The 18,947-nt window shown below is 71.1% G+C and carries 21 protein-coding genes; 12 read left to right on the top strand and 9 right to left on the bottom strand.

Annotation, left to right across the window (positions count from 1 at the left end; genetic code table 11):
* Positions 1 to 103 precede the first annotated feature (103 nt).
* Positions 104 to 427, top strand: a complete 324-nt coding sequence (locus ACFV6I_RS09655) for a hypothetical protein (protein ID WP_380424190.1) — start codon at positions 104 to 106, stop codon at positions 425 to 427.
* Positions 428 to 491: 64 nt separating this feature from the next.
* Here ACFV6I_RS09655 and ACFV6I_RS09650 read toward each other — a convergent pair whose 3' ends face one another.
* Positions 492 to 665 carry a hypothetical protein gene (locus ACFV6I_RS09650; protein ID WP_380424188.1) on the bottom strand — a complete coding sequence of 58 codons (174 nt, stop codon included), beginning with the start codon at positions 663 to 665 and terminating at the stop codon, positions 492 to 494.
* A gap of 121 nt (positions 666 to 786) precedes the next feature.
* On the opposite strand from ACFV6I_RS09650, the gene ACFV6I_RS09645 reads away from it, so the two are divergent.
* Together ACFV6I_RS09645 and ACFV6I_RS09640 are read left to right on the top strand one after the other, a co-directional pair.
* The gene (locus tag ACFV6I_RS09645) at positions 787 to 990 is read left to right on the top strand and encodes a hypothetical protein (protein ID WP_380424186.1); all 204 of its coding nucleotides are present in this window, start codon (positions 787 to 789) and stop codon (positions 988 to 990) included.
* Between the two features lie 93 nt (positions 991 to 1,083).
* A complete protein-coding gene (locus ACFV6I_RS09640; RefSeq protein ID WP_380424184.1) occupies positions 1,084 to 1,863 on the top strand; it encodes a hypothetical protein in 780 nt (259 codons plus the stop codon).
* A gap of 22 nt (positions 1,864 to 1,885) precedes the next feature.
* Here ACFV6I_RS09640 and ACFV6I_RS09635 read toward each other — a convergent pair whose 3' ends face one another.
* Both ACFV6I_RS09635 and ACFV6I_RS09630 read right to left on the bottom strand, forming a co-directional pair.
* Positions 1,886 to 2,284 carry a kinase gene (locus ACFV6I_RS09635; RefSeq protein ID WP_380424182.1) on the bottom strand — a complete coding sequence of 133 codons (399 nt, stop codon included), beginning with the start codon at positions 2,282 to 2,284 and terminating at the stop codon, positions 1,886 to 1,888.
* Positions 2,239 to 2,466, bottom strand: coding sequence for a hypothetical protein (locus tag ACFV6I_RS09630; protein ID WP_380424180.1), 228 nt, complete (start codon positions 2,464 to 2,466; stop codon positions 2,239 to 2,241). The genes ACFV6I_RS09635 and ACFV6I_RS09630 overlap by 46 nt, the downstream gene beginning before the upstream one ends.
* An 880-nt stretch (positions 2,467 to 3,346) precedes the next feature.
* Here ACFV6I_RS09630 and ACFV6I_RS09625 point away from each other — a divergent pair.
* On the top strand, positions 3,347 to 3,910 hold the full coding sequence (locus tag ACFV6I_RS09625) for a hypothetical protein (RefSeq protein ID WP_380424178.1): 564 nt from the start codon (positions 3,347 to 3,349) through the stop codon (positions 3,908 to 3,910).
* A 185-nt stretch (positions 3,911 to 4,095) separates the two neighbouring features.
* On the opposite strand, the gene ACFV6I_RS09620 is transcribed toward ACFV6I_RS09625, so the two are convergent.
* From ACFV6I_RS09620 to ACFV6I_RS09610, 3 genes are all read right to left on the bottom strand, one after another.
* A complete protein-coding gene (locus tag ACFV6I_RS09620; RefSeq protein WP_380424176.1) occupies positions 4,096 to 4,965 on the bottom strand; it encodes an LLM class F420-dependent oxidoreductase in 870 nt (289 codons plus the stop codon).
* A gap of 497 nt (positions 4,966 to 5,462) precedes the next feature.
* Positions 5,463 to 5,816, bottom strand: a complete 354-nt coding sequence (locus ACFV6I_RS09615; protein WP_380424174.1) for a hypothetical protein — start codon at positions 5,814 to 5,816, stop codon at positions 5,463 to 5,465.
* A gap of 51 nt (positions 5,817 to 5,867) precedes the next feature.
* A complete protein-coding gene (locus ACFV6I_RS09610; protein WP_380424172.1) occupies positions 5,868 to 6,086 on the bottom strand; it encodes a hypothetical protein in 219 nt (72 codons plus the stop codon).
* A 150-nt stretch (positions 6,087 to 6,236) separates the two neighbouring features.
* Here ACFV6I_RS09610 and ACFV6I_RS09605 point away from each other — a divergent pair, with 150 nt between their 5' ends.
* A complete protein-coding gene (locus ACFV6I_RS09605) occupies positions 6,237 to 6,518 on the top strand; it encodes a hypothetical protein (RefSeq protein ID WP_380424170.1) in 282 nt (93 codons plus the stop codon).
* Between the two features lie 78 nt (positions 6,519 to 6,596).
* Here the strand turns inward: ACFV6I_RS09605 and ACFV6I_RS09600 are convergent, their stop codons facing one another.
* Positions 6,597 to 8,150 carry a DHA2 family efflux MFS transporter permease subunit gene (locus tag ACFV6I_RS09600; RefSeq protein WP_380424168.1) on the bottom strand — a complete coding sequence of 518 codons (1,554 nt, stop codon included), beginning with the start codon at positions 8,148 to 8,150 and terminating at the stop codon, positions 6,597 to 6,599.
* 22 nt (positions 8,151 to 8,172) lie between these two features.
* Complete coding sequence (locus ACFV6I_RS09595) at positions 8,173 to 8,754, bottom strand: NADPH-dependent FMN reductase (RefSeq protein ID WP_380424166.1); 582 nt, start codon at positions 8,752 to 8,754, stop codon at positions 8,173 to 8,175.
* Positions 8,755 to 8,887: 133 nt separating this feature from the next.
* Between ACFV6I_RS09595 and ACFV6I_RS09590 the strand changes: the two genes are divergently transcribed.
* The 5 genes from ACFV6I_RS09590 to ACFV6I_RS09570 all read left to right on the top strand — a co-directional run bounded on the left by ACFV6I_RS09590 (position 8,888) and on the right by ACFV6I_RS09570 (position 13,875).
* On the top strand, positions 8,888 to 9,544 hold the full coding sequence (locus ACFV6I_RS09590) for a TetR/AcrR family transcriptional regulator (protein ID WP_380424164.1): 657 nt from the start codon (positions 8,888 to 8,890) through the stop codon (positions 9,542 to 9,544).
* 496 nt (positions 9,545 to 10,040) lie between these two features.
* Positions 10,041 to 11,327 (top strand): alpha/beta hydrolase family protein, encoded by a 1,287-nt coding sequence (locus ACFV6I_RS09585; RefSeq protein WP_380424162.1) that lies wholly within the window; start codon positions 10,041 to 10,043, stop codon positions 11,325 to 11,327.
* A gap of 343 nt (positions 11,328 to 11,670) precedes the next feature.
* On the top strand, positions 11,671 to 12,234 hold the full coding sequence (locus ACFV6I_RS09580; protein WP_380424160.1) for a hypothetical protein: 564 nt from the start codon (positions 11,671 to 11,673) through the stop codon (positions 12,232 to 12,234).
* A 434-nt stretch (positions 12,235 to 12,668) separates the two neighbouring features.
* Positions 12,669 to 13,424 (top strand): alpha/beta fold hydrolase, encoded by a 756-nt coding sequence (locus tag ACFV6I_RS09575; protein WP_380424158.1) that lies wholly within the window; start codon positions 12,669 to 12,671, stop codon positions 13,422 to 13,424.
* Positions 13,417 to 13,875: a MarR family winged helix-turn-helix transcriptional regulator gene (locus tag ACFV6I_RS09570; RefSeq protein ID WP_380424156.1), complete on the top strand. Its 459-nt coding sequence runs from the start codon at positions 13,417 to 13,419 to the stop codon at positions 13,873 to 13,875. Before ACFV6I_RS09575 ends, ACFV6I_RS09570 begins: the two co-directional genes overlap by 8 nt.
* A gap of 461 nt (positions 13,876 to 14,336) precedes the next feature.
* Here the strand turns inward: ACFV6I_RS09570 and ACFV6I_RS09565 are convergent, their stop codons facing one another.
* Positions 14,337 to 14,630 carry a hypothetical protein gene (locus ACFV6I_RS09565; protein WP_380424154.1) on the bottom strand — a complete coding sequence of 98 codons (294 nt, stop codon included), beginning with the start codon at positions 14,628 to 14,630 and terminating at the stop codon, positions 14,337 to 14,339.
* Positions 14,631 to 15,826: 1,196 nt separating this feature from the next.
* Between ACFV6I_RS09565 and ACFV6I_RS09560 the strand changes: the two genes are divergently transcribed.
* On the top strand, positions 15,827 to 17,800 hold the full coding sequence (locus ACFV6I_RS09560) for a trypsin-like serine protease (protein ID WP_380424152.1): 1,974 nt from the start codon (positions 15,827 to 15,829) through the stop codon (positions 17,798 to 17,800).
* A gap of 232 nt (positions 17,801 to 18,032) precedes the next feature.
* Positions 18,033 to 18,947, top strand: a 915-nt coding sequence (locus ACFV6I_RS09555) for an ALF repeat-containing protein (RefSeq protein ID WP_380424150.1), incomplete at its 3' end; no start/stop codon positions are given.

Here is an 18,947-nt window from a genome sequence, read left to right as displayed (position 1 = left end):
TGAGCGCGCCCCCGGCCCCTACCACTCCGTTATCCCCGGCCCGGCCCGGCGAAAACGGAGAAGGGCAGGACGCGGGAACAAGTACGGGGCCAGGCTGATGGTCATGATGAACGAGAGCGGGCTCGCCGGGTTCGTGGCGGCGCCGAACGGTTGGCGGGTGGCGATCGCTTCCCCAGGGGATTCACAGATCATGGTCGTCCCGCTGGTCGGGTGGGTGCCGATCCCCGAGGACTCCGGCTCGATCATGAGCTCCCCGCTGGAGCCCGTGGTGCTCTTCGACAATCCGCAGGAGCCGATCATCTCGACCGTCCACAGCACCCTCACCGGCTGGGCCGACCGCTCCTACGTCCACCAGGTGCTCGCGCCGGGGTTCGAGGTCCGGGAGATGCCCGAGGGGTGGAAGACTGTGGAGTACGGGGACGACTGATGCCACGCCCGTCCTTGAAAGCCCAGCCCGCAACCACCTGTGGTCCGGGACACCTCCGATAGACCTACCGGCAGCGGTCGGGCCGACGCTCGCGGTCGTTCGGCACTCCCCCGGCGCTCCAGGACCCACGGATCCGCGCGAACTCGGTCGGCCAACGCCGCTCCCAGACCTGAACGACCTCCTCCTCCGTGGCACGGAACAGCATGGTGACGCCGCCCGGCAGACCGTCCGTCGCCACCAGCTCCACCCGGCAGGAAGCCCCCGGCTCCGGACACCCGTTGCAACTGCGCCCACGGAGGACGCGGGTGGGGGAGACGGTTGCCGGACCCAGTTTGAGGGTTTCAACGGCCCGGGCTCTGTTGCTCCTGGGGATCGAGGACGCCACCCGGGCCGAGGAACCGTTGCTCTGCTCCGTTCTGGCCCTCGCCGACACTGCCACGCCCGGCCTCTACCGGGATCTGGCCGCCCGCCTCGGGCGGCAAGTTCCCGCCGGCACCGGCGAGGCTGACGAACACTGGCAGGCCGAAGTCTTCCGGCTCCAGGGGCACTTCCGTCACCGCTGACGTCGGCGCCTTGCGCGACTGCCCGGTTCCAGTCCCGGCCCGCCGGCCGCCCCTGCGCCCGGCGAGCCAACCCGCCCACGGAGGGAAGCCCGCATGCCCACCGACATCTCCACCGCCCCGCTGCACGACTTGGTCAACGACCTTGCCGTCATCAACCGCCCCGCCGACCCAGCCACCTGGGGAGGCATCCACACCGCCCAGCAGCAGGCCCACGAGGAACTTGCCCGCTGGCAAAAGGCCAGTGACGACATCGCGGCCAGCCGCGAGAGCAACATGCGCCCGGGCACCGTCGTGCTCGGCCTGGCCGAAGCCCGCGACGCGGTGGCGCTCGCCGAACTCGCCCGGGACTTCGCCGAAACGACCGCCCTGCGGGCCCGGGTCCTCCTGAGCCACGCGACCACCGACGGCTACCGCCTCGACTCCAGGGGCGTGGCCATCGTCGACGCCTCTCGCGCGGTCCTGACAACCCTGGTGGACACAGCGACCGACCGCACCAGCGGCTACATCGCGGGCCCGGCCCTGCGCACCTCCTCGGTTGTGCTCGCCCCGCTGCTGGACCGTGCGGCGGCAATCCGCCCGCTGGAGTACGACGGCCAGTACGACCCGGACCAGGCGGTCAGCAGCTGGAGCGCCCGTCTGGACGATGTCCTGCTCGCCCTCGGAAGCCGCCGCCATCACACCGGCGACCTGCCCGTGAAGGAGGTCACTGCCTGGATGGAGGCCAACCGCAATCCGCCCGCCATCCTCACAAGCGGCTTGATCGCCCATCAGATCTCCCGGCCGATCGCGGCGGTGTGGCTGGCACTGGAGCAGCTCGCCCAGGACGACGCCGTCGCCCACGGCCCCGTCGGATGGACACTGCTCACCAGGTGACCTGGCTGGACCGGCTGGCGGTTCAGGGGCGTGGTGTCCAGCCCGGTGGGGTGAGCTCGGTGTCGGTCAGGATCCGGGCGACAGTGTCGTCCAAGGTGCTGTCCTCTCCGACGACGTGTTCGAGGCCGCCGGACAGGAGGTCCCGTGGCCGGTACCAGCCGGCCATCTGCTCGGCGCCTACCTCGGCGGACAGCGGCCGGGTGGCGTGGCGCCGCACCGTCTCGGCGAAGCTGACGTCCAGGTAGTAGAGGAAGCTGCGCCCGCGGTGGCCGGCCACCAGATCGGTGAGCATCGCGCCGTACCGGCCGGCGTCCAGAATTCCCTCGACGACGACGTGGAAGCCGTTGTCGAGGGCGTGCCGGGCGATCAGGCTGATCAGGGCGATGTTCGCGCCGCCGGCAACGTCCCGCTCGCGCAGCACTTCACGCGCAGGAGGTCCTGCCCGACGATCGCCAGGCCGCGGCCGTACGCGGAGCGGATCCGGGTGGCGGTGCTCGACTTCCCGGCGCCACTGGGTCCGCGTACCACCATCAGCACCGTACCCGGCGTGCCCGGCCGGGCACCGGCGCCCACTGCGGCGGGCTTCTCCACGCTGCCGTCCATACCGCCGACCGTACCCATGGCCAGAACTGGCAAAGCGCGCAAGGGCTGCAGGCCGGAGATGGTGCCGAAGCGGGTCTGGGGCGGTCGGCCTGGCGGCGGACTCGGTCGTTGGCCGGCACTGCTCCAGGAGGGTGGTTGATGGTGGTGAGGGTCACCCGGGCGGCTGATCTGGCTGCGGACGACGTGGTGGGGCCTGCGGTCCGGGTGGGAGGGTGGCGCGGTTCCGGAGGCGGATACGAGGGGAAGCGATCAGTGTCGCGGGAGAAGCAGCGTCGCAGGAGTGCCCAGCCGGCCGAGGAGCGGTGGGTCAGCTGGACGCAGACCGCGCCGCCGGGTGAGTCGGCCCGGGCGCGGATCATCACCAACTGCGCTATCTGTTCCACGGAGCCTGGGTTCGAGAAGCACGTACGAGGGGCCTTCCTCGCTCCAGTTGGCACGGGCCGACGGCGACTGTCCCTCGCCCGCGGCCTGCGCGGGGCGTACGAGCAGTTGAAGCAGGAGAACCCTGACCGAGGTGAGCGGGCAGTCGCCTTCGTGACGGCGTTCGCCGCTGAGCACGGGCACCAGCCGTCCCGCCTCGATGTCGCCGCCCACTTCGGCTGGTGCGAGCCTCGTCCTGGCCGTGTGGCGGACAAGAGGGTCTGGGCCTTCGCGGTGGAACGGCTGATCATCAACGGGTGGCTGGTCACTGACGGACGGCCGTGGGGGATCAGCGCCGGGCCGAGACCCCAGGTTGAGCCGGGGAGCGCCTGCGAGGGGCTGGTGGGGGATGTTCGTGCGGGCAGTGCGGCCGACGGTGTCCGGGTTCCCCAGCCGGCGGCCCGGTCGGGAGGCACCCGCCCAGGGCTCGTACCCGGTGCAGGGGTGGGGCGGTAGGTCCGTGAACGCAGCGGAGTGCCCGTGCGGGCGGCCGATCTGTACCGGGCCGGGCGGACTGGCCGCGATGCACTTGTACCAAGGGCAGATCCGTGCGGAGCGGACAGCGGACGGCAGGCGGTTTCGCTCGCGGCGCTCGGACTTCCAGATCTCCCGGACGGTGTTCTACCTGGTCGGCCACCTTGAGGGTGATGCACCAGTGCGGCTGAACTTGGGGGAGATGGCCGAGCTGTACGACCGGAGCGAGGCGCTGATGCTGGCGGAGCTGGACTGGTTTGCCGAGCACCGCTTCGTTCACCTGGACGGGCGGGCCGACGGCATCGTCCGGCTGTGGGTGAACCCGGCCGTTGCCGTCTGCGGCGCCGACCCCCGTATCGCCGCCGCCCGGCACAGCTTCCCCTATTTCACTGTCGAGGACGCCTCCTCGGAGGATCGGGTGTGCGTGCACGAGTACAGCGAGGACCTGTGGGAGGCCATCTACGCCGGCAACTTTGAGGCGTTCACCCGGGAGACGTTCCTCAGTCCGGACTGCCGGGTCTGCTGTTCACCGCGCCTGACCGTGGTGTGATTTGTCGGCTTCCCGCCCGTGGTCAACAGCGCCACGGCGAGGCGACATGTGCGAATGCAACCGCGCAGGCTATGGCGATGTCGGGCCGTTGCTGGGGCCGCAGGTCAGTCATCTTGGCCCCGGGCGGGGACACCGTGCGGCGTGAAAACAATAGGCTGGCGCTGGCGCCTGGCGTGGTGCCCTGGTCATTCGGCCGGGGGCATCCACGTCCGGGCGAGTTCCGCGACCCAGGTGACGGCCGCGTCAGGGGTCGGCGGGGGCGCTCCGACGACGACGACCTCGGTGATGCCGGCTGCGGCGAGTTCTGGAAGATGCTCCGGGTGGCCGTCACTCAGTGCGACAGCGATGGTGAGTTCACCGGGAGTGCGGCCGCGTCGGGCGCACTCGTCGACGAGGACGGCGATGCGTTCGGGGACGTCGGCGACGGGGATGTTGAAGCCGTACCAGCCGTCGCCGAGTGTGGCCGCGCGACGCAGGGCGGTGTTGCTGTTGCCGCCGACCACGACCGGGAGTTGGGCGCCGCGCAGCGGCTTTGGGTTGACCCGGATCGCGTCGAAGCGGGTGAACTCCCCGGTGAAGGAGGCGGGGTCCTTGGCCCAGAGGGTGCGCATCGCGGTGAGGTACTCGTCGGTGCGGCGTCCGCGTCCGGTGAAGGGGACGCCGAGGGCGGTGAACTCCTCGGCTGACCAGCCCGCTCCGATGCCGAGGCTGAACCGTCCGGCGGAAAGCCTGTCGAGGGTGGCGGCCTGCTTGGCGACCACCACCGGGTTGTGCTCGGGCAGCAGGAGCACGCCGGTGGCGAGCTCGATCCGGCTGGTGACTGCCGCGGCGAAGCTCAGGGCGAGCAGCGGGTCCAGCCAGTCCGCGTCCGCGGGCACGGCGATCTGGCCGTCCGCGGAGTAGGGGTAACGGGACGCGGGCGTGTCCACGAGCACCACATGCTCACCGCACCACAGCCTGGCGAAGCCATGCGACTCCGCTGCGGTGGCGACGGCCGCGATCACTTCAGGGCGGGCACCGTTACCGATGCCGAGCGCGTGCAGTCCTACCCGCATTCCCTACCTCCTGAGGCCACCCTAAGCACCAGGCTCGGACGCACGGTGGCATGGCGCGCCACGGGCGTAGGGACAAGGCATGCCGCGTAGGCGAGCAAGGCCACCGCATCTCCCGGGCTGCGCTGCCAGCCTCGGGCGGGGATGCCGTGCGGCGTGAAAACATGTGAGGCTGGTGCCCGGCCGGTCGACTCCGCTTGTCTCTTGGGATCTTGAGCCCGTAGGTCAGTCTGGTGCGGGGGCTGTTGAGGGGCCACGCACTGTTGCCTTCGAGCACGCCGGTCAGATTCTGCTTTCCCCTCGGCCCCTGCGGGCGGGCACCGCCTTGGCGGTTCCGGTTCGAGAGTGGGGAGGCTTCCGGGCAGCGTTTGGCCAGTCAGGAATCCAACGGGGCTGGGTTCACTGGGCTGCGGTTGGGTTGCTCAGGCGGTCACGCCTGGCCCTCGGCTGGGGCAGTTCGGCGTGGCGCACCGCGTTGGAGGCCAGGGCGATGGCCACGCCTAGGCTGGCGAAGATGCCGCAGGCTCCGAATACCGGGGCGGCGTCCCAGGCCCCGATGGCGGCACCGACCAGCGGGTAGCCGAGGGGGCGATACCGACCATGGTGAGCATGACGACGGAGATGACCCGGCCGGGACAGGCCGGGTCCACCGCGGTCTGTATGAGGGCGTTGTTCAGACTGCCGAAGACGCCCTCACACAGTCCGATGACCGCAGCCAGCACCGCGGCGAGCCACAGGGCCGGCACCAGCGCGATGGTGGCCGCGCCCGCGCAGCCCACGAGCAGTGTCCCGGCCAGCATCAGGCCGGCACGGGGCAGCCATCCCGCGACAGCAAGCAGTGAGGCGCTGGCCACAGCTGGCCGCAGCTCCTGCACTGAAGCTGCTGGCGATCCAGCCGTAGCCGATCAGATCTGCCGGTCCGGGTCGGAGAAGGTCAGACCGCCGACGGCGCGCAGGCGCCGGGCCGGGGAGGAGACGGGCGTGGTCTCGCCGGGCGGCTGACGGAAGTTCGCGCCCTGCTCCACCGGCAACAGCCGGCGCCCACCGGACTGGGCAAGCACGGGAGCGTCGGTGGCGGGCTCGGAGAAGGCAGGCAGGCCAAGGTTGCGACGGTCAGGGGTCATGATCACAGTCTCGCAGCCCGAACAGAGGCGGGGAACGCCGCCCGGCAGCGCGAGAGCGAGAGGGAGGCGGGTCAGCGCCGGCTGGAGGCCCGGCGGGCCCAGATCCGCGGGCTGGACGAGGTCAGCCGGGAGCGGCACCGGTTCCAGGCGATGAAGGCCGAGGCCGCGGTACGCGGCACCGCGGCGGCGACCGCGGCCCGGGAGGAGGCCGTGGGCCGTCCGCGGGTGGCACGGGCGATCGCCCACCTCGCGCAGGCACACGGCATCACGGCGACGGCCGGGTGGAGCCTGGACGATCCGCGCCGGGCGGGCGGGGTGGCGCTGCTGGGCGGGGAGGGCGCGCCGGTCGCGGTCCTCAACCCGCAGCGCGCGCTGACCCGCGGCCAGGCCCACCTGCTGCCGGCCAGGCGCACCTGCTGCCGGCCGGGCTGACCGAATGGGCCGACCCCCACCGGTAGCGAAATCCGCGTACGGGGTGGGGGAGGCTCGATGGGGGTTTGGTGGAGTTCGTCAGGAGGTGTGCACTCGGCGTGACTTGGCGCTCCCGGCGGCGCCGCCGCCCGGGGCTTGGCGGGAGAGCGACAGTGCGGGCAGCAGGGCGAGCGCGAGCAGGGCGACGGCCCAGCCGTAGGTGTCCCGGAAGGCGTCCGCGAGGCCGGGGGCGAGCGCGGCCCGCGCGGCGCCGTCCAGGCCCTGCACGGTGGCCAGTGCGCCGCCGGCTTCCCCGCCGGCGACCGTGGTCGGCAGCCGGTCGGCCATGGCCCCGGTGAGCAGGACGGACATCAGGGCGGTACCGACCGAGCCGGAGACCTGCTGGACGATGGTGACCAGGGTGGTGGCGGCCGGGACCTCGGTCGGGGCGACGCTGCGGGTGGCGGCCGCCATGGCCGGCATCAGCGTCATGCCGATGCCGGTCCCCATCACCGCCAGGGCGGCGATCAGGTGAGGGTACGGGGTGTCGGCGGCGACCTGGACGGTGAAGCCGAGGAAGCCGGTGGCGGCCAGGACGGTGCCGGTGACCACGATCCGGCCGGGGGCGAAGCGGTCGGACAGCCGGCCGGAGAACTGCATGGTGATGCCGGTGGCGAGCGCCTGCGGGATGCCGAGCAGGCCGACGTCGGTGGCGCTTTGGCCGCGCACCAGCTGGTAGTAGAGCGGGAGCAGCAGCATCGAACCGAAGTAGCCGCAGCCGAACAGGGCGTGGGTGGCGGCGGGCCCGGCGAAGGCGCGCCGGGCCAGCAGCCGCAGGTCGATCAGCGGCTCCCCGACGGTCAGCGCCCGGACGACGAAGCCCGCGACCAGGGTCGCGCCGGCCAGGATGGGCAGCAGGCTGCCGGCCGCGGCGAGGTGTCCGTGCCCGGCGCCCAGCCCGTAGATCAGTGCGGCCAGGCCCGGGGAGAGCATCAGCAGGCCGGGCAGGTCCAGCCTGCGGCGGGTGCCGGCGCCGTCGCGGGGCAGCAGCCGGGCGGCGAGGATGAGGGCGAGCGCGCCGAGCGGCAGGTTGACCAGGAAGACCCAGCGCCAGGAGGCCTCGTCGACCAGCCAGCCGCCGAGCACCGGCCCGGCCAGCGGGCCGATCAGGACGGGGATGCCGAGCACGCTCATGGTGCGGCCGGTGCGGGCCGGGTCGCAGGCGCGGACCAGGACGGTCATCCCGACCGGCATCACCATGCCTCCGCCCAGGCCCTGAAGGACGCGGAAGGCGATCAGCGAGGGAGCGTCCCAGGCGGCGCCGGCCAGCGCCGAGCCGAGCACGAACAGGGTGAGCGCGGTCAGGTACAGGCGGCGGGTGCCGAACCGTCCGATCGCCCAGGCGGTGACCGGCGTGACGGTGGCGAGCGCCAGGGTATAGCCGGTGGTGACCCACTGGATGGTGGCCAGCGGGGCACCGAAGTCCCCGGCGAGGCGGTTGAGGGCGACGTTGACGATCGTGGTGTCGAGGACGGTCATCAGCGAGCCGAGGACCACAACGGCGGCGACGGCCGCAGTGCGCGGGCCGGGTGCGGCCGCAGTGGCCGTGTCGGTGGTCGTCCCGGCCGTGACCGGCTCGGTGGCGGTGCTCATCTTCGTTCCCCCCGGTCGCGGTTCAGACGCCGTACGGGCGGACGGTGCGGGCGTCCCGAAGCGCGTGTGCCCACCAGGTGAGCTGGTCGAGCATGCCCTTGGCCGCGCCGTTCTGGACGGTCGGGTCGACCGGCTCGCCGTCCTCGCCGAAGAGGCCCCAGACGTTGTGGAAGCTGACGGTGTCCCGGACGGTGACGGCGTGCAGCTCGGCGAAGACCAGCCGGAGCTGCTCGACCGCGCGCAGCCCGCCGCCGAGCCCGCCGTAGGAGATGAATCCGACCGGCTTGGCCCGCCACTCGGCGCCGTGCAGGTCGATGGCGTTCTTGAGGGCGGCCGGGAAGCTGTGGTTGTACTCCGGGGTGATCACCACGAAGGCGTCGGCGGCGGCCAGTCGGGGCGAGAGGGCCGCGTGCCGTTCGGCCTGCTCGGCGGTGGGCTCCTCGCCCACGTGAGCCAGCGGGTGCTCGGCCAGGTCGACGACGTCGATGTCGAGGTCCGCGCGCTGCCCGGCGGTGCGGACGAACCAGTCGGCGACGGTGGGCGCGAATCGGCCCTGCCGGGTGCTGGCGATGATGACGGCGAGGCGGAACGGGGTCTCGGACATGGCTGTCTCCAGGGGTGCGCTGCTGTTCTGTCACCGCCCGTTCGGACGGCACGTCAGGTAAAGTACAACGTGTATGGCAACAAGTACAACGATGACTGCAACTTTTCGAGGCAGCGGCAATGAAGGAGACCCCATGACCAGCCGGCAGGAAACACCGGACCGGCCCCGCCGGGGGCTGGCCGAGAAGCGCCAGGCCATCACCCGGGCCGCCCGCACGATCTTCGGCCGGGACGGCTACACCCGCGCCAGCATCGACGCCATCGCGGCGGAGGCCGGGGTGTCCACCCGCACCATCTACAACCACTTCGCGGGCAAGGAACTGCTCTTCCAGACCGTCGTCCGGGAGAGCGCGGCGCAGGTCGCCGACGCCCAGCTGGACATCATCGAGCGCAGGCTCGGAAAGGTCACCGACCTGGAGGCGGACCTCGCCGCGTTCGCCCTGGCCTGGGTGACACCGCTGACCGAGTTCGCCGACCACTTCGGGCTGGTGCGCCAGATCAACGCCGAGGCCCGGCACCTGCCGAAGGCCGCCCTGGACGCCTGGCAGGAGGCCGGACCGCGACGGGTGTTCACCGCCCTCGGGCAGCGGTTCGGGGAACTGGCCGAGGACGGGTGGCTGGAGACACCGGACCCGGGGCGGGCGGCCGCACACTTCGTGCTGCTGACCGCGACGGAGGTCACCCAGCGTTCGTACTGGGGCGCATACCCGCTGGACCGGGCGGAGACCGAGGAGATCATCGTCGCCGGCGTCCGGGCCTTCCTGCGCGCCTACGCGGCACCCCGCCGGTGACACTGCCGCACGCCTCGAACGCGAGGCGCCGCCCCCGGCCACGCCGGGGGCGGCCTGCGGTCCCGGACCCTGGCCACCACTCCCCTGACTTGATCTCTACTGACTTCGGCCCGTCAGGGTGATGTCGGGGTGATGTCGGGGTGTCGAGGGTCAGGCCGGTGCCGGTTATGAATCCGTCGAGGGTGTCGGTTCGGTACCGGAGTCGCTCGAGTCGGTTGCGGACGCGGGCTTCGAGTCGGTTACGGCCGCATAGCGATCACCCCTGCCACCGACAGGCGTCCCGAGCGACGGCCCAGAACCTAAGGAGGGCGCAGGGCCGTCGAGTTGGAGCCCTGGTGGTCAGCCGGCCCTCGCCGGTTCCCCCCGGCTCGCGCACGGTGCCGCGGTAGGGCTAGCCCCAGGACGGATACGCCCGCTGGCCGGACTGCGGCACGAGGACGACGTACGTAGCGTCGGCGACATGAAATCCACCCACTTAGCAGGCACGCCACGGCCCGTGCTTCGCCGGCTGAACGTCGGGACAGTCCTGGCCGTCCTGGCCGTCCTGGCCGTCCTGGCCGTCCTGGCCACCGCCACTGCGACTGCGACTGCGACTGCGACTGCGACTGCGGCGGCGACGACGGGAGCCGCATCGGCGGACACGGTGCACCGAAGCGATCGCGGACGGCTGGTCTCCGTCCAGCAGACGACCACCCTGGCCGCGAAGGAGGATGCCGCCGCGGCACTGGCCGCCGCCGGGTACGACACGGGTACGGTCCGGTTCGGAGTCGACGCCTACCGGCTGGTGTACCGCACCGTGGACCCCGGTGGTCGGCCGATCACCGCCAGCGGACTGCTGGTGCTGCCCCGCGGCGGCGAACACGAGCTGCGGACGGTGTCATTCACCCACGGCACGGCCAGTCACCGCTCCGATGCCCCGTCCTCCATGGTCAAAGCCGGATTCGTGTCCTCACCCGCCATCACGTACGCGTCCGCCGGGTTCGCCGCCGTCGCCCCGGACTACATCGGCCTGGGCGCCGGCCCGGGACTCCACCCCTGGATGGACGTGCCGTCGGAGACCACCGCCTCCCTGGACATGCTCCGGGCAGCCCGCGCCTTTGTCCCGCGTACGGGCCGGGCACTGGGACACGACGTGCTGGTCACCGGGTTCTCCCAGGGCGCCTCGGCGGCGATGGGACTCGCACAAGCACTCCAGGCCGGCGACGACCCGTGGTTCCGACTCCAAGCCGTCGCACCGGTCAGCGGCGCCTACGACTTCCAGCACGCCGAACTGCCGGCACTGCTCAACAGCACTCTCGACCCGAAATCAAGCGTGCTGTACACGGCATACCTCCTTGTCGCCTGGAACCGGCTGCACCACCTCTACGACTCCCCCGACGAGGTCTTCCAAGCCCCGTACGACAGCACGGTCGAGACACTGTTCGACGGTTCACACACCGGCCCGCAACTCTTCGCCGGCACACCCGACACTATCGACGCACTGCTCACCCCACACGGCTTCGACATGCTGCGCCGCCCAACCGGCCCGCTGGCCAAAGCACTTCGGGTGGCCGACAGCACCTGCGACTGGGCACCACACGTCCCGGTCCGCCTGTACACGGCCGACGCGGACGAACAGGCGGCCAACACCAACACCGACCACTGCGAGGCAACCCTGCGATCGCACGGCGTGAACACGACGGTCATCGGCCTCGGCACCCCCGACTTCGCGGGCTCCAGACACCTCGGCTCCAACATCGCCGGCACCGCGGCCATCGTGCACTGGTTCAGCCAACTGCGCTGACAACCCGCCGACCCGCCCCCACCCGCAGGACAGACCAGCCACCCGCGTGCCGGCCACGACCCCGGGACGCACCCACCGGGAACACCCCACCGTGGAACCCGGGTCAGCCCGACCGCGGTCCGGGACGCCCCCCACCCCCGTGAACAACCGGCGCCACGACTCGACGACTCGTGGACAAAGCCAGGGGCGCTCCAGCCAGCCCATGACCTGGCATAGTGCGGCGGGCCCGAGGCTGCGGGTGAGGCCGCGGACGCTCTGACGGTCGCCGTCGGTGAGGTGGTAAAGGCCAACGCGTTCCAGGGCGGTGCAGAAGGGGCCGGCCTGTGGCGGCGGCCAGATCTCGGTGGACGGCGAGACCACCCCGACGAACCGTCCGGAGAGCCCGAGGCCGAACACCGACGGCCGGCGGCTGGCGGCTGGCGGCTGGCGGCGCGTCACGGTGACCGTGACCGGCTTCGGCGAGGAACCCGACACGGTGGTGGTCAGCCGGGACGTCGCAGCCGGGCGCGTCACACTACGCCTGACCGGCGAGCATCTGGAACTCCATACGGACACACGGACCGCCTCCACCGCGCCCTGGCATGCCGGGACGCGGACGGGACGACACCGGCCCAGATCGACCAGTCAGCGGCCAAGGCGCTGGAACAGCTCCACTGTTGTCGGCCCGGCTCTGGGCAGCGGAGCCGGCGGGGGCGGGGACCAGCAGGGCGCGCAGTTGCTCGGCGACCTGGGCCTGTTCGGCCGGTTCCAGCCCTTCCAGGAAGTCGGCCAGCCGGGCCTGCCAGGTGTGTTCCTGTCCCTGTGCAAGGGCTGCCCGTTCCTGCGGGGCTGCGGCTTCCAGTTCCTGACTGGTCCGGTCGAAGCGTGCCTGGGCGAGGCGTTCGTCCCCGGTCCGACCGCGGCCTAGCAGGCGGGCGACCCGTTCCCGGGTGGCCGCCCACACGCCCGTTCCGGCGGCCTGGACGATCCCGGCGCCCCCGGCCGCAGCCAATGCACTCAACGCCTCCGACAGCATTCCCGGCTACCCCCTGCCCCCCGGTGGTCGACCGGACGATGCGGCCGGCGGGTCGGGCGCGGTGGTCCCGGTGCCGGACGCCCGAGACCCCATCGAGCGGATGGTGCCGCGCGAGCAGCCAACCGGGGCCGTGGCGACGATCACGGCGACGGCACCGAAGGACGCTGGACCGATGCCTTCGAGGCGGCCCGCGGCCTGGTGACCGCCTTCTACGCGTTGAGGCGGCTCGCACCGCGCCCGAGGCCGGGCGAGTCCAGGGAGAACAGGCCAGGAGTATGACCTGGATCACATATGTCACGACACATGTGTCGTGTAACGTGTCCGATATGAGCACTTCAGAGAAGAATCCGACCCTCGTCTTCATCCCCTGCCTCTCCGGCGCCCCGTGGAGCGCCGAACAACTGGCCCCCTACGGCGAGGCGCCCAAACGGACGCTGTGCCTACCCGAGGGCGTCGACGACATCGAGCGCTACGCCGACCACCTCGAGAGCGCGATCGCGGACCTGGACGACTACGTGCTGGTCGGCGACTCCTTCGGCGCGAACATCGCCCTCGCACTGGCGACCCGCCGCCCGCCGGGCCTGCGCGCCCTCGTCATGTCCGGCGGCTTCGCGGCCAACCCGGTCGACTCGAAGCCGTGGAAGGCCCTGATGCAGGCGATCGGCAGGGCCCGCGGGCCGCTCTACCGGCAGCTGACGCTGCGCGCCCACGCCCACCGCCTCACCTCCCCGTACGACGGCGAGGGCCAGACGCCCTGGAGCCAGGCGCGCAGCCGCGAACTGTTCCTCGCCAACACCCCCGCCGCCTCCTTCGGCGCCCGCCTGCGGGCCGTCCTCACCGCCGACTACACCGACGCGCTGGACCGGGTCCAGGTCCCGACCCTGATCCTGACCCCCTCCCACGACGTGCTGATCGGCGAGAACGCCTCCAAGGTCATGCTCGCGGGCATCCCCGACGCCCGGGAGGTCGTGCTGCCGCGCACCGGCCACATGTTCCGCTTCTCCCACCCGGTCACCTGCGCCGCCGCGGTCAACGACTTCCTCGCCACCCTGCCGACCACCCGACAGGACGCCGATGCGTAAGGCCGAACACCTGCGGTTCGCGATCCTGGCGGCCCAGCGCGAAGGCAACCGACTGCTGATCCAGGCCCTCAAACCGCACGGCATCACCCCGTCGCAGGCCGAGGTGCTGCGCCTGCTCCAGCAGCACGGCACCTTGAGCCTCAACGGGCTCGGGCAACTCCTGGTGTGCGAAAGCGGCACCAACCCCAGCCGGCTCGTCGAACGCGTCGTCGCGGCCGGACTGGTCGAACGCCGCACCGACAGCGCGGACCGCCGCTACCTCCAGCTCAGCCTCACCCCCGAAGGCGAACGCCTGGCCACCACCGTCGCCGGGATCGAGGAATCCCTCTACACCGCGATGGACACCGCCTGCCAGGACCTGGACACCGACGCGATGCTCACGTTCCTGCACAACTTCATCGACCCCCTGCCCTCGGGCGAGGCCCTCAACAAACGCCTCACCCTCGACTGACACCCCACCCCCACCCGACGCCACGGCCCGCACGGGCCCGCACAGGACCGGCCGACCACGCACCGGAAAAGGAACGACCGGCCCGATCACGGCGGCAGCTATATGGCCGGTGACCCACTGTGCACAAAGCGTCGTCGCCGAGCCCGTTGGGGGCGTTAATCTTCCGCGGTACGACTCCGGCTGGACGAAGTGGCGCCGCCGGCACGCCACCGAGGCCGTGATCACCTGCATCACCGCGGCCGCCGACCCCGGTCGGCAGGCCACCGTCCTCGCCTGGCCCGACGCCAACGGCCGACTGCGCCCGGTCGGGGTGAGCCTGCCGCTACCGTCCGGGCTGCGGTGTGAGCTCGCGCCGCTGCTCGGCCTTCTTGTCGGCACCACCAAGAAGTGGCGGCGCCGCGCAGCCAGCGACTGGACCGCCTACCTCGAAGCACGCGCCGCTGACTGGTCGCGGACCCGCGTCAGGCCCGGCCGCCCCTGCGGCCGGGCCGGGCAGGCACCACCTGGATCCACGGCTGGTGGGTGCCGTCGGTGCTCCAGGTGAACTTCATCCAGTACTGGTGACCAAGGGAATTCTCCAGCATGCCGATGAGCATCGGGTCGGCCCCGCACGCGGCGAGGGATCTGAGGATGTCGTAGTCGACATAAAACTCCGTGTCCCTGTCATTCGCGAGGTGGTCGTTGAGGAACTGGAGCTGTTCGTTGGAGATGTCGCCGATCTTGCTGTCGTTGTCGAAGCGGTGCAGCTGAGGCATGGTTCGGGAGTTTTCCAATCCAGTCGGGTTGAGGTGATGCCGTTCGCCAAGGTTCGTCAGCAATGCTGGCGGCCCCCACCCTGGACCTCTACGAGTCGGAGACTCGCTGCCCGTTCAACCTCTCCACCGCGGCCGTCTCCTCGCGAGGCAACATGGCGTTGAGTCCTGGGCCGAGCCACCTGAACCACTCACGCCACGCCTCCACCGTCCCACAGCCGCTGTCGTCCCGTCAGCGGGCCGCCCCCAGGCGGGCAGGCCCGCAGCCGCGACCAGGCCCAGCCGCCTTTCGAGTCCGCGCCGCCGGACCTGTGCCCATCCCCTCGCCACACCGGCACAGATCTTCTGGTGAGGACCCGCTTCCCGTAGACCGGCGCCCCACTAATGGGGTACTGGCGCATACAGGAAGGGAATTGACTTGTTCCAACTCGCCCGGCCTGGACAGTGTGCTACCAGATGGTGCGGACCCACGAAATCGGTCGGCCCCGTCCCGGAAGAGTCCGGGACGGGGACGGCGGTCAAAGCCCGCAGACGCGGCCGGCTGCCGAAGGCCTGTTCGGCGTCACGCTTGTGGGGCCAGTCACGGCAGTGGAGGCGGACACCGGCCTTGGTCCACAGACGCTCCACCAAGTCGCTGTCGTCCGGGTCCGCGCCAGTGGTGTCGACGCCGCGGCAGTGGGCCAGGGCGAGGGTGGTGGTGCGCACGGAGCGCTTGCTGCCACAGAACACCAGGACACTGCAGCCGTCGGCGGTGTGGTGGCGGGCCGGATCGGCCGTACGGCGGATGCGGATGTGGTTGCGGATGGGCCCAGTCCGGCACGTCCGCGTCGATCGGTATCGCCGGCAGTTGCCAAGTCGTCTGCGCTCCACGGCTCTTGACCTGACCGGAAATTCGTCGGGGCGGCAGCTGGAGGGGTCTGCCATGACCGTTGAGGAGGAAACGTCATCGAACCGTAATGGTCAGGTGTCGCCCCTCTCATCTTCTCATTCATCCTTAATGTCCATATTCAGAATGTCAGATTCTGGGTCGTTCAGTCATGTTTTCCCGTACGGTGATTGACTGCAGGTCAGCGGCTAACCAGGTGCCGGCAAATGCTTTGACGTGCCGGTTTTCCGGCCGATAGCGTCAACTTGATCTCTTCTTTGCCAGCTCGGGGGTGCTGGTCGCTCCCGGGCGCACCTATCTTTCTGGAGCACCTGTGCGTACCGTTCGCAGACTGGCCTGGCCTCTTGGCGCGGCCCTGGCAATACCCGTGCTGGCCGCCCCGATACCCGCGACAGCCGCCGATGCCGCCCCGCCGAGCACCGTGGAGGGCTTCGCCTACCCGGACGCGGCGAAGGTCTACACCGACCGGAACATCACCCTGAAGTCCGGTGACGGGCACATCGTCCTCGCCGACTGCGCGTCGGGTCCCGGTCTGGTGCACGTGCTCAGCCGAGCGGCCAACCCGAGCGAGGTCTGCTTCCGGATCATCGGGCCGACCGGCTACCTGGCGGTGGAGATCCCGAAGGTCTACGACATCCGGGGCGACGACCACAGTGTCAAGGCCACGCTGAACACCGCAGGCAACGTCACCAGCTTCGACGTCCCCAAGAACGTCTGGACGCCGGTCGGCGAGAGCGTCGGGGAAGCCACCACCCTGCTGGAGCTCACCTCGGTCGACGGACCGGCCGCGCCCACCGCCTCCGGCGACTTCCCTGCCGTCGGCACGGTGACGTTCGGGCAGTCCGGTCGTGCCGACGCGCGTTCCTGCACGGCGACCCTGGTCGACCGCAACTGGGTGCTCACCGCGGCCAGCTGCTTCGGCGACAGCCCCGCCGAGGGTGCCCCCAAGACCGCGAGCACGGCCACCATCGGCGGCCAGAGCGTCGGCATCGCCGAACTCGTGGCACGCGGCGACCGTGACCTGGTGATGGCCCGCCTGGCCAGCCCGATCGACGGCGTCACCCCGGCGGCCCTGGCCACCGGTGCCCCGGCGGCCGGGGAGAGCCTGCGCGTGCCCGGCTACGGCCGCACCGCCACCGAGTGGGCGCCCTTCAAGGTCCACACCACCACCCACACCGTCGGCGCCGTGGCCACCACCACCGCCGAAACGACCCCGGCCGCCGGCCAGGCGCCGGTCTGCCAGGGCGACGCCGGAGCGCCGCTGCTGCGCGAGGCGAACGGCACGGCGGAGATCGCCGCCGTCGCCTCCCTCTCCTGGCAGGGCGGCTGCCTGGGCACCCCCGCCACCGAGACCCGCACCGGAGCCACCTCCACCCGCGTCGACGACGTCGGTGGGTGGGTGAAGGAGCTGCGGTTCCGTACCGCGGACGTGCAGGCCGGTACGCACGTGCAGATCATCGGTTCCGACAACACGCTGTCGGAGTCGATCGCCGACTACAACGTCGGCCGTTGGACCCGTACCTGGACCCCGATGGGCAACAGCCAGCTCCTCAAGGTCGACAGCGTGGCGATCGGGGACACTGTCCACGTCTACGCGGTCGCGGGCGACGGTCACGTCTACGGCCGGGACGGCAAGGTCGGCGGCAGCTGGGGCAAGTGGAGCGAGGTCCCCGGCGGTGCCGCCGATGTCAAGGACATCTCGGCCACCGCCCGCGGCAACCTCGTCGACCTCGTGATCGTCGGCGGCGACGGCTCGCTCTACGCCACCACCGGCGACTACAACGCCGGCACCTGGCGGCCGCAGTGGGACAAGATCGGCGACAACCACCTCAAGGCCGTCACCAGCGCCTTCTACGACAACACCACCTACATCTTCGCCATCAACGAGGACGACAAGGTCTACACACGCTCCGCCGACTACACCGCCGGCCACTGGACCGACTGGGTCGACCTGCCCGGCAGCCTGCCCAATGTGAAGGCCATCAGCGCCAGCACCCACGGCCACACCATCGACCTCGCGATCGCCGGCGCCGATGCGTTCTACAGCACCAGCGGGCACTACGACACCGGCTTCTGGGACCCCCAGTGGACCAAGATCAGTGACAACCGTCTGAAGGCCATCACCAGCACCACCTCCAACGACGTCGTCCACGTCTACGCGGTCAACGAGGACGACAAGGTCTACGGCATCGACGCCGACTACAACGTCGGCCGCTGGACCACCTGGGGCGACGTCCCCGGCGGAGCGGTCGGCGTCACGGCGATCACCGCCACCAGCACCAGCTGACTCCGCCCTCCGTCCCGGTCACGCCGCGCTGTTCCGGCGGGACCGCCGGGCGCGGGACACACCGCACACGACACGACCCACCGCCCTGTCTGCCTCTGCGGGGCGGCGGGTCGTGTCGTGTGCGCGCCGTGCCTCGGCGTGTGGTCGTGAGTGATTTTCAGAGCTGTCGGCGGATCGTCGGCGGTCGTACGGCACTTCGGTGCCCGACAACAGAATGGGATTGCGAATTCCGATGAGGGTGTCATTGACCCCACGGGCCACAAGGTCGCGCCTCGCGGCCGGGCTCGTGGTCGGAGGCCTGCTGACAGGCCTGCTCACCGTCCCCGCTGCGGCGGCGGACATACCGCCGGCGACCGGGCCGAACGCGGACCGGGTCGCGGCGGTAGCCGCTTGGCAGGCCGGCGGGCCCGTCGTGCGCCACGCCGCCGAGACCGCGCTGACCGGCTCCGCCGACGACCTGAAGGCGTTCCTGGCGACCGGTCAGGCCGCAGCGGCCGACCAGGACATGCGGGCGCAGATCGAAACGCTCATCGCGAAGTCCGGCCCCGGACTGCGCGAAGCGGGAACGGCCGCGCTCAAGGGCTCGGCGGCCGATCTGAAAGCCTTCCTCGACGAGGGCGCCCAGAAGAACTTCGATGACGACCAGCGGGTCCGGCTGTCGCAGATCATGGCCACCGGCGGCCCCGGGGTGAAGGACGCCGCCGGCAAGGCGCTGGACGGCACCATCGCCGACGTCAACCGGTTCCTCAACGAGGGTCAGTTCAAGGCCCGCGACGACGACGACCGCGTCCACCTCTCCCAGCTGATGGCCTCCGGCGGTTCGGAGGTGAAGAAGGCCGCCGGCGCCGCGCTGGACGGCTCGATGGACGACGTCCAGCTGTTCCTCCAGTACGGCTACCAGACGGCCGCCGCCCACGACCAGGAGACCCTGACGGTCTCCCAGCTCGCCGACCTGACGAAGAACGCCTCCGACCAGGCCGGGCAGCAGGCCCAGACCGCCCAGGACGCGGCGGGCAAGGCGCTGGACGCCACCAAGCTGGCAAAGGAGGCCTCCGAACGGGCCGCCAACGAGACCAAGGCCGCCCAGGGCTCCGCCGGACAGGCCTCCAACGCCGCCGGCCGCGCCGCGGACGCGGCGATCCGGGCC

This window comes from Kitasatospora sp. NPDC059803 (assembly GCF_042732255.1).
Classification (GTDB): domain Bacteria; phylum Actinomycetota; class Actinomycetes; order Streptomycetales; family Streptomycetaceae; genus Kitasatospora.
The sequence above is the reverse complement of the archived record's forward strand: the minus strand, read 5'-3'. Positions and strand labels throughout refer to the sequence as shown.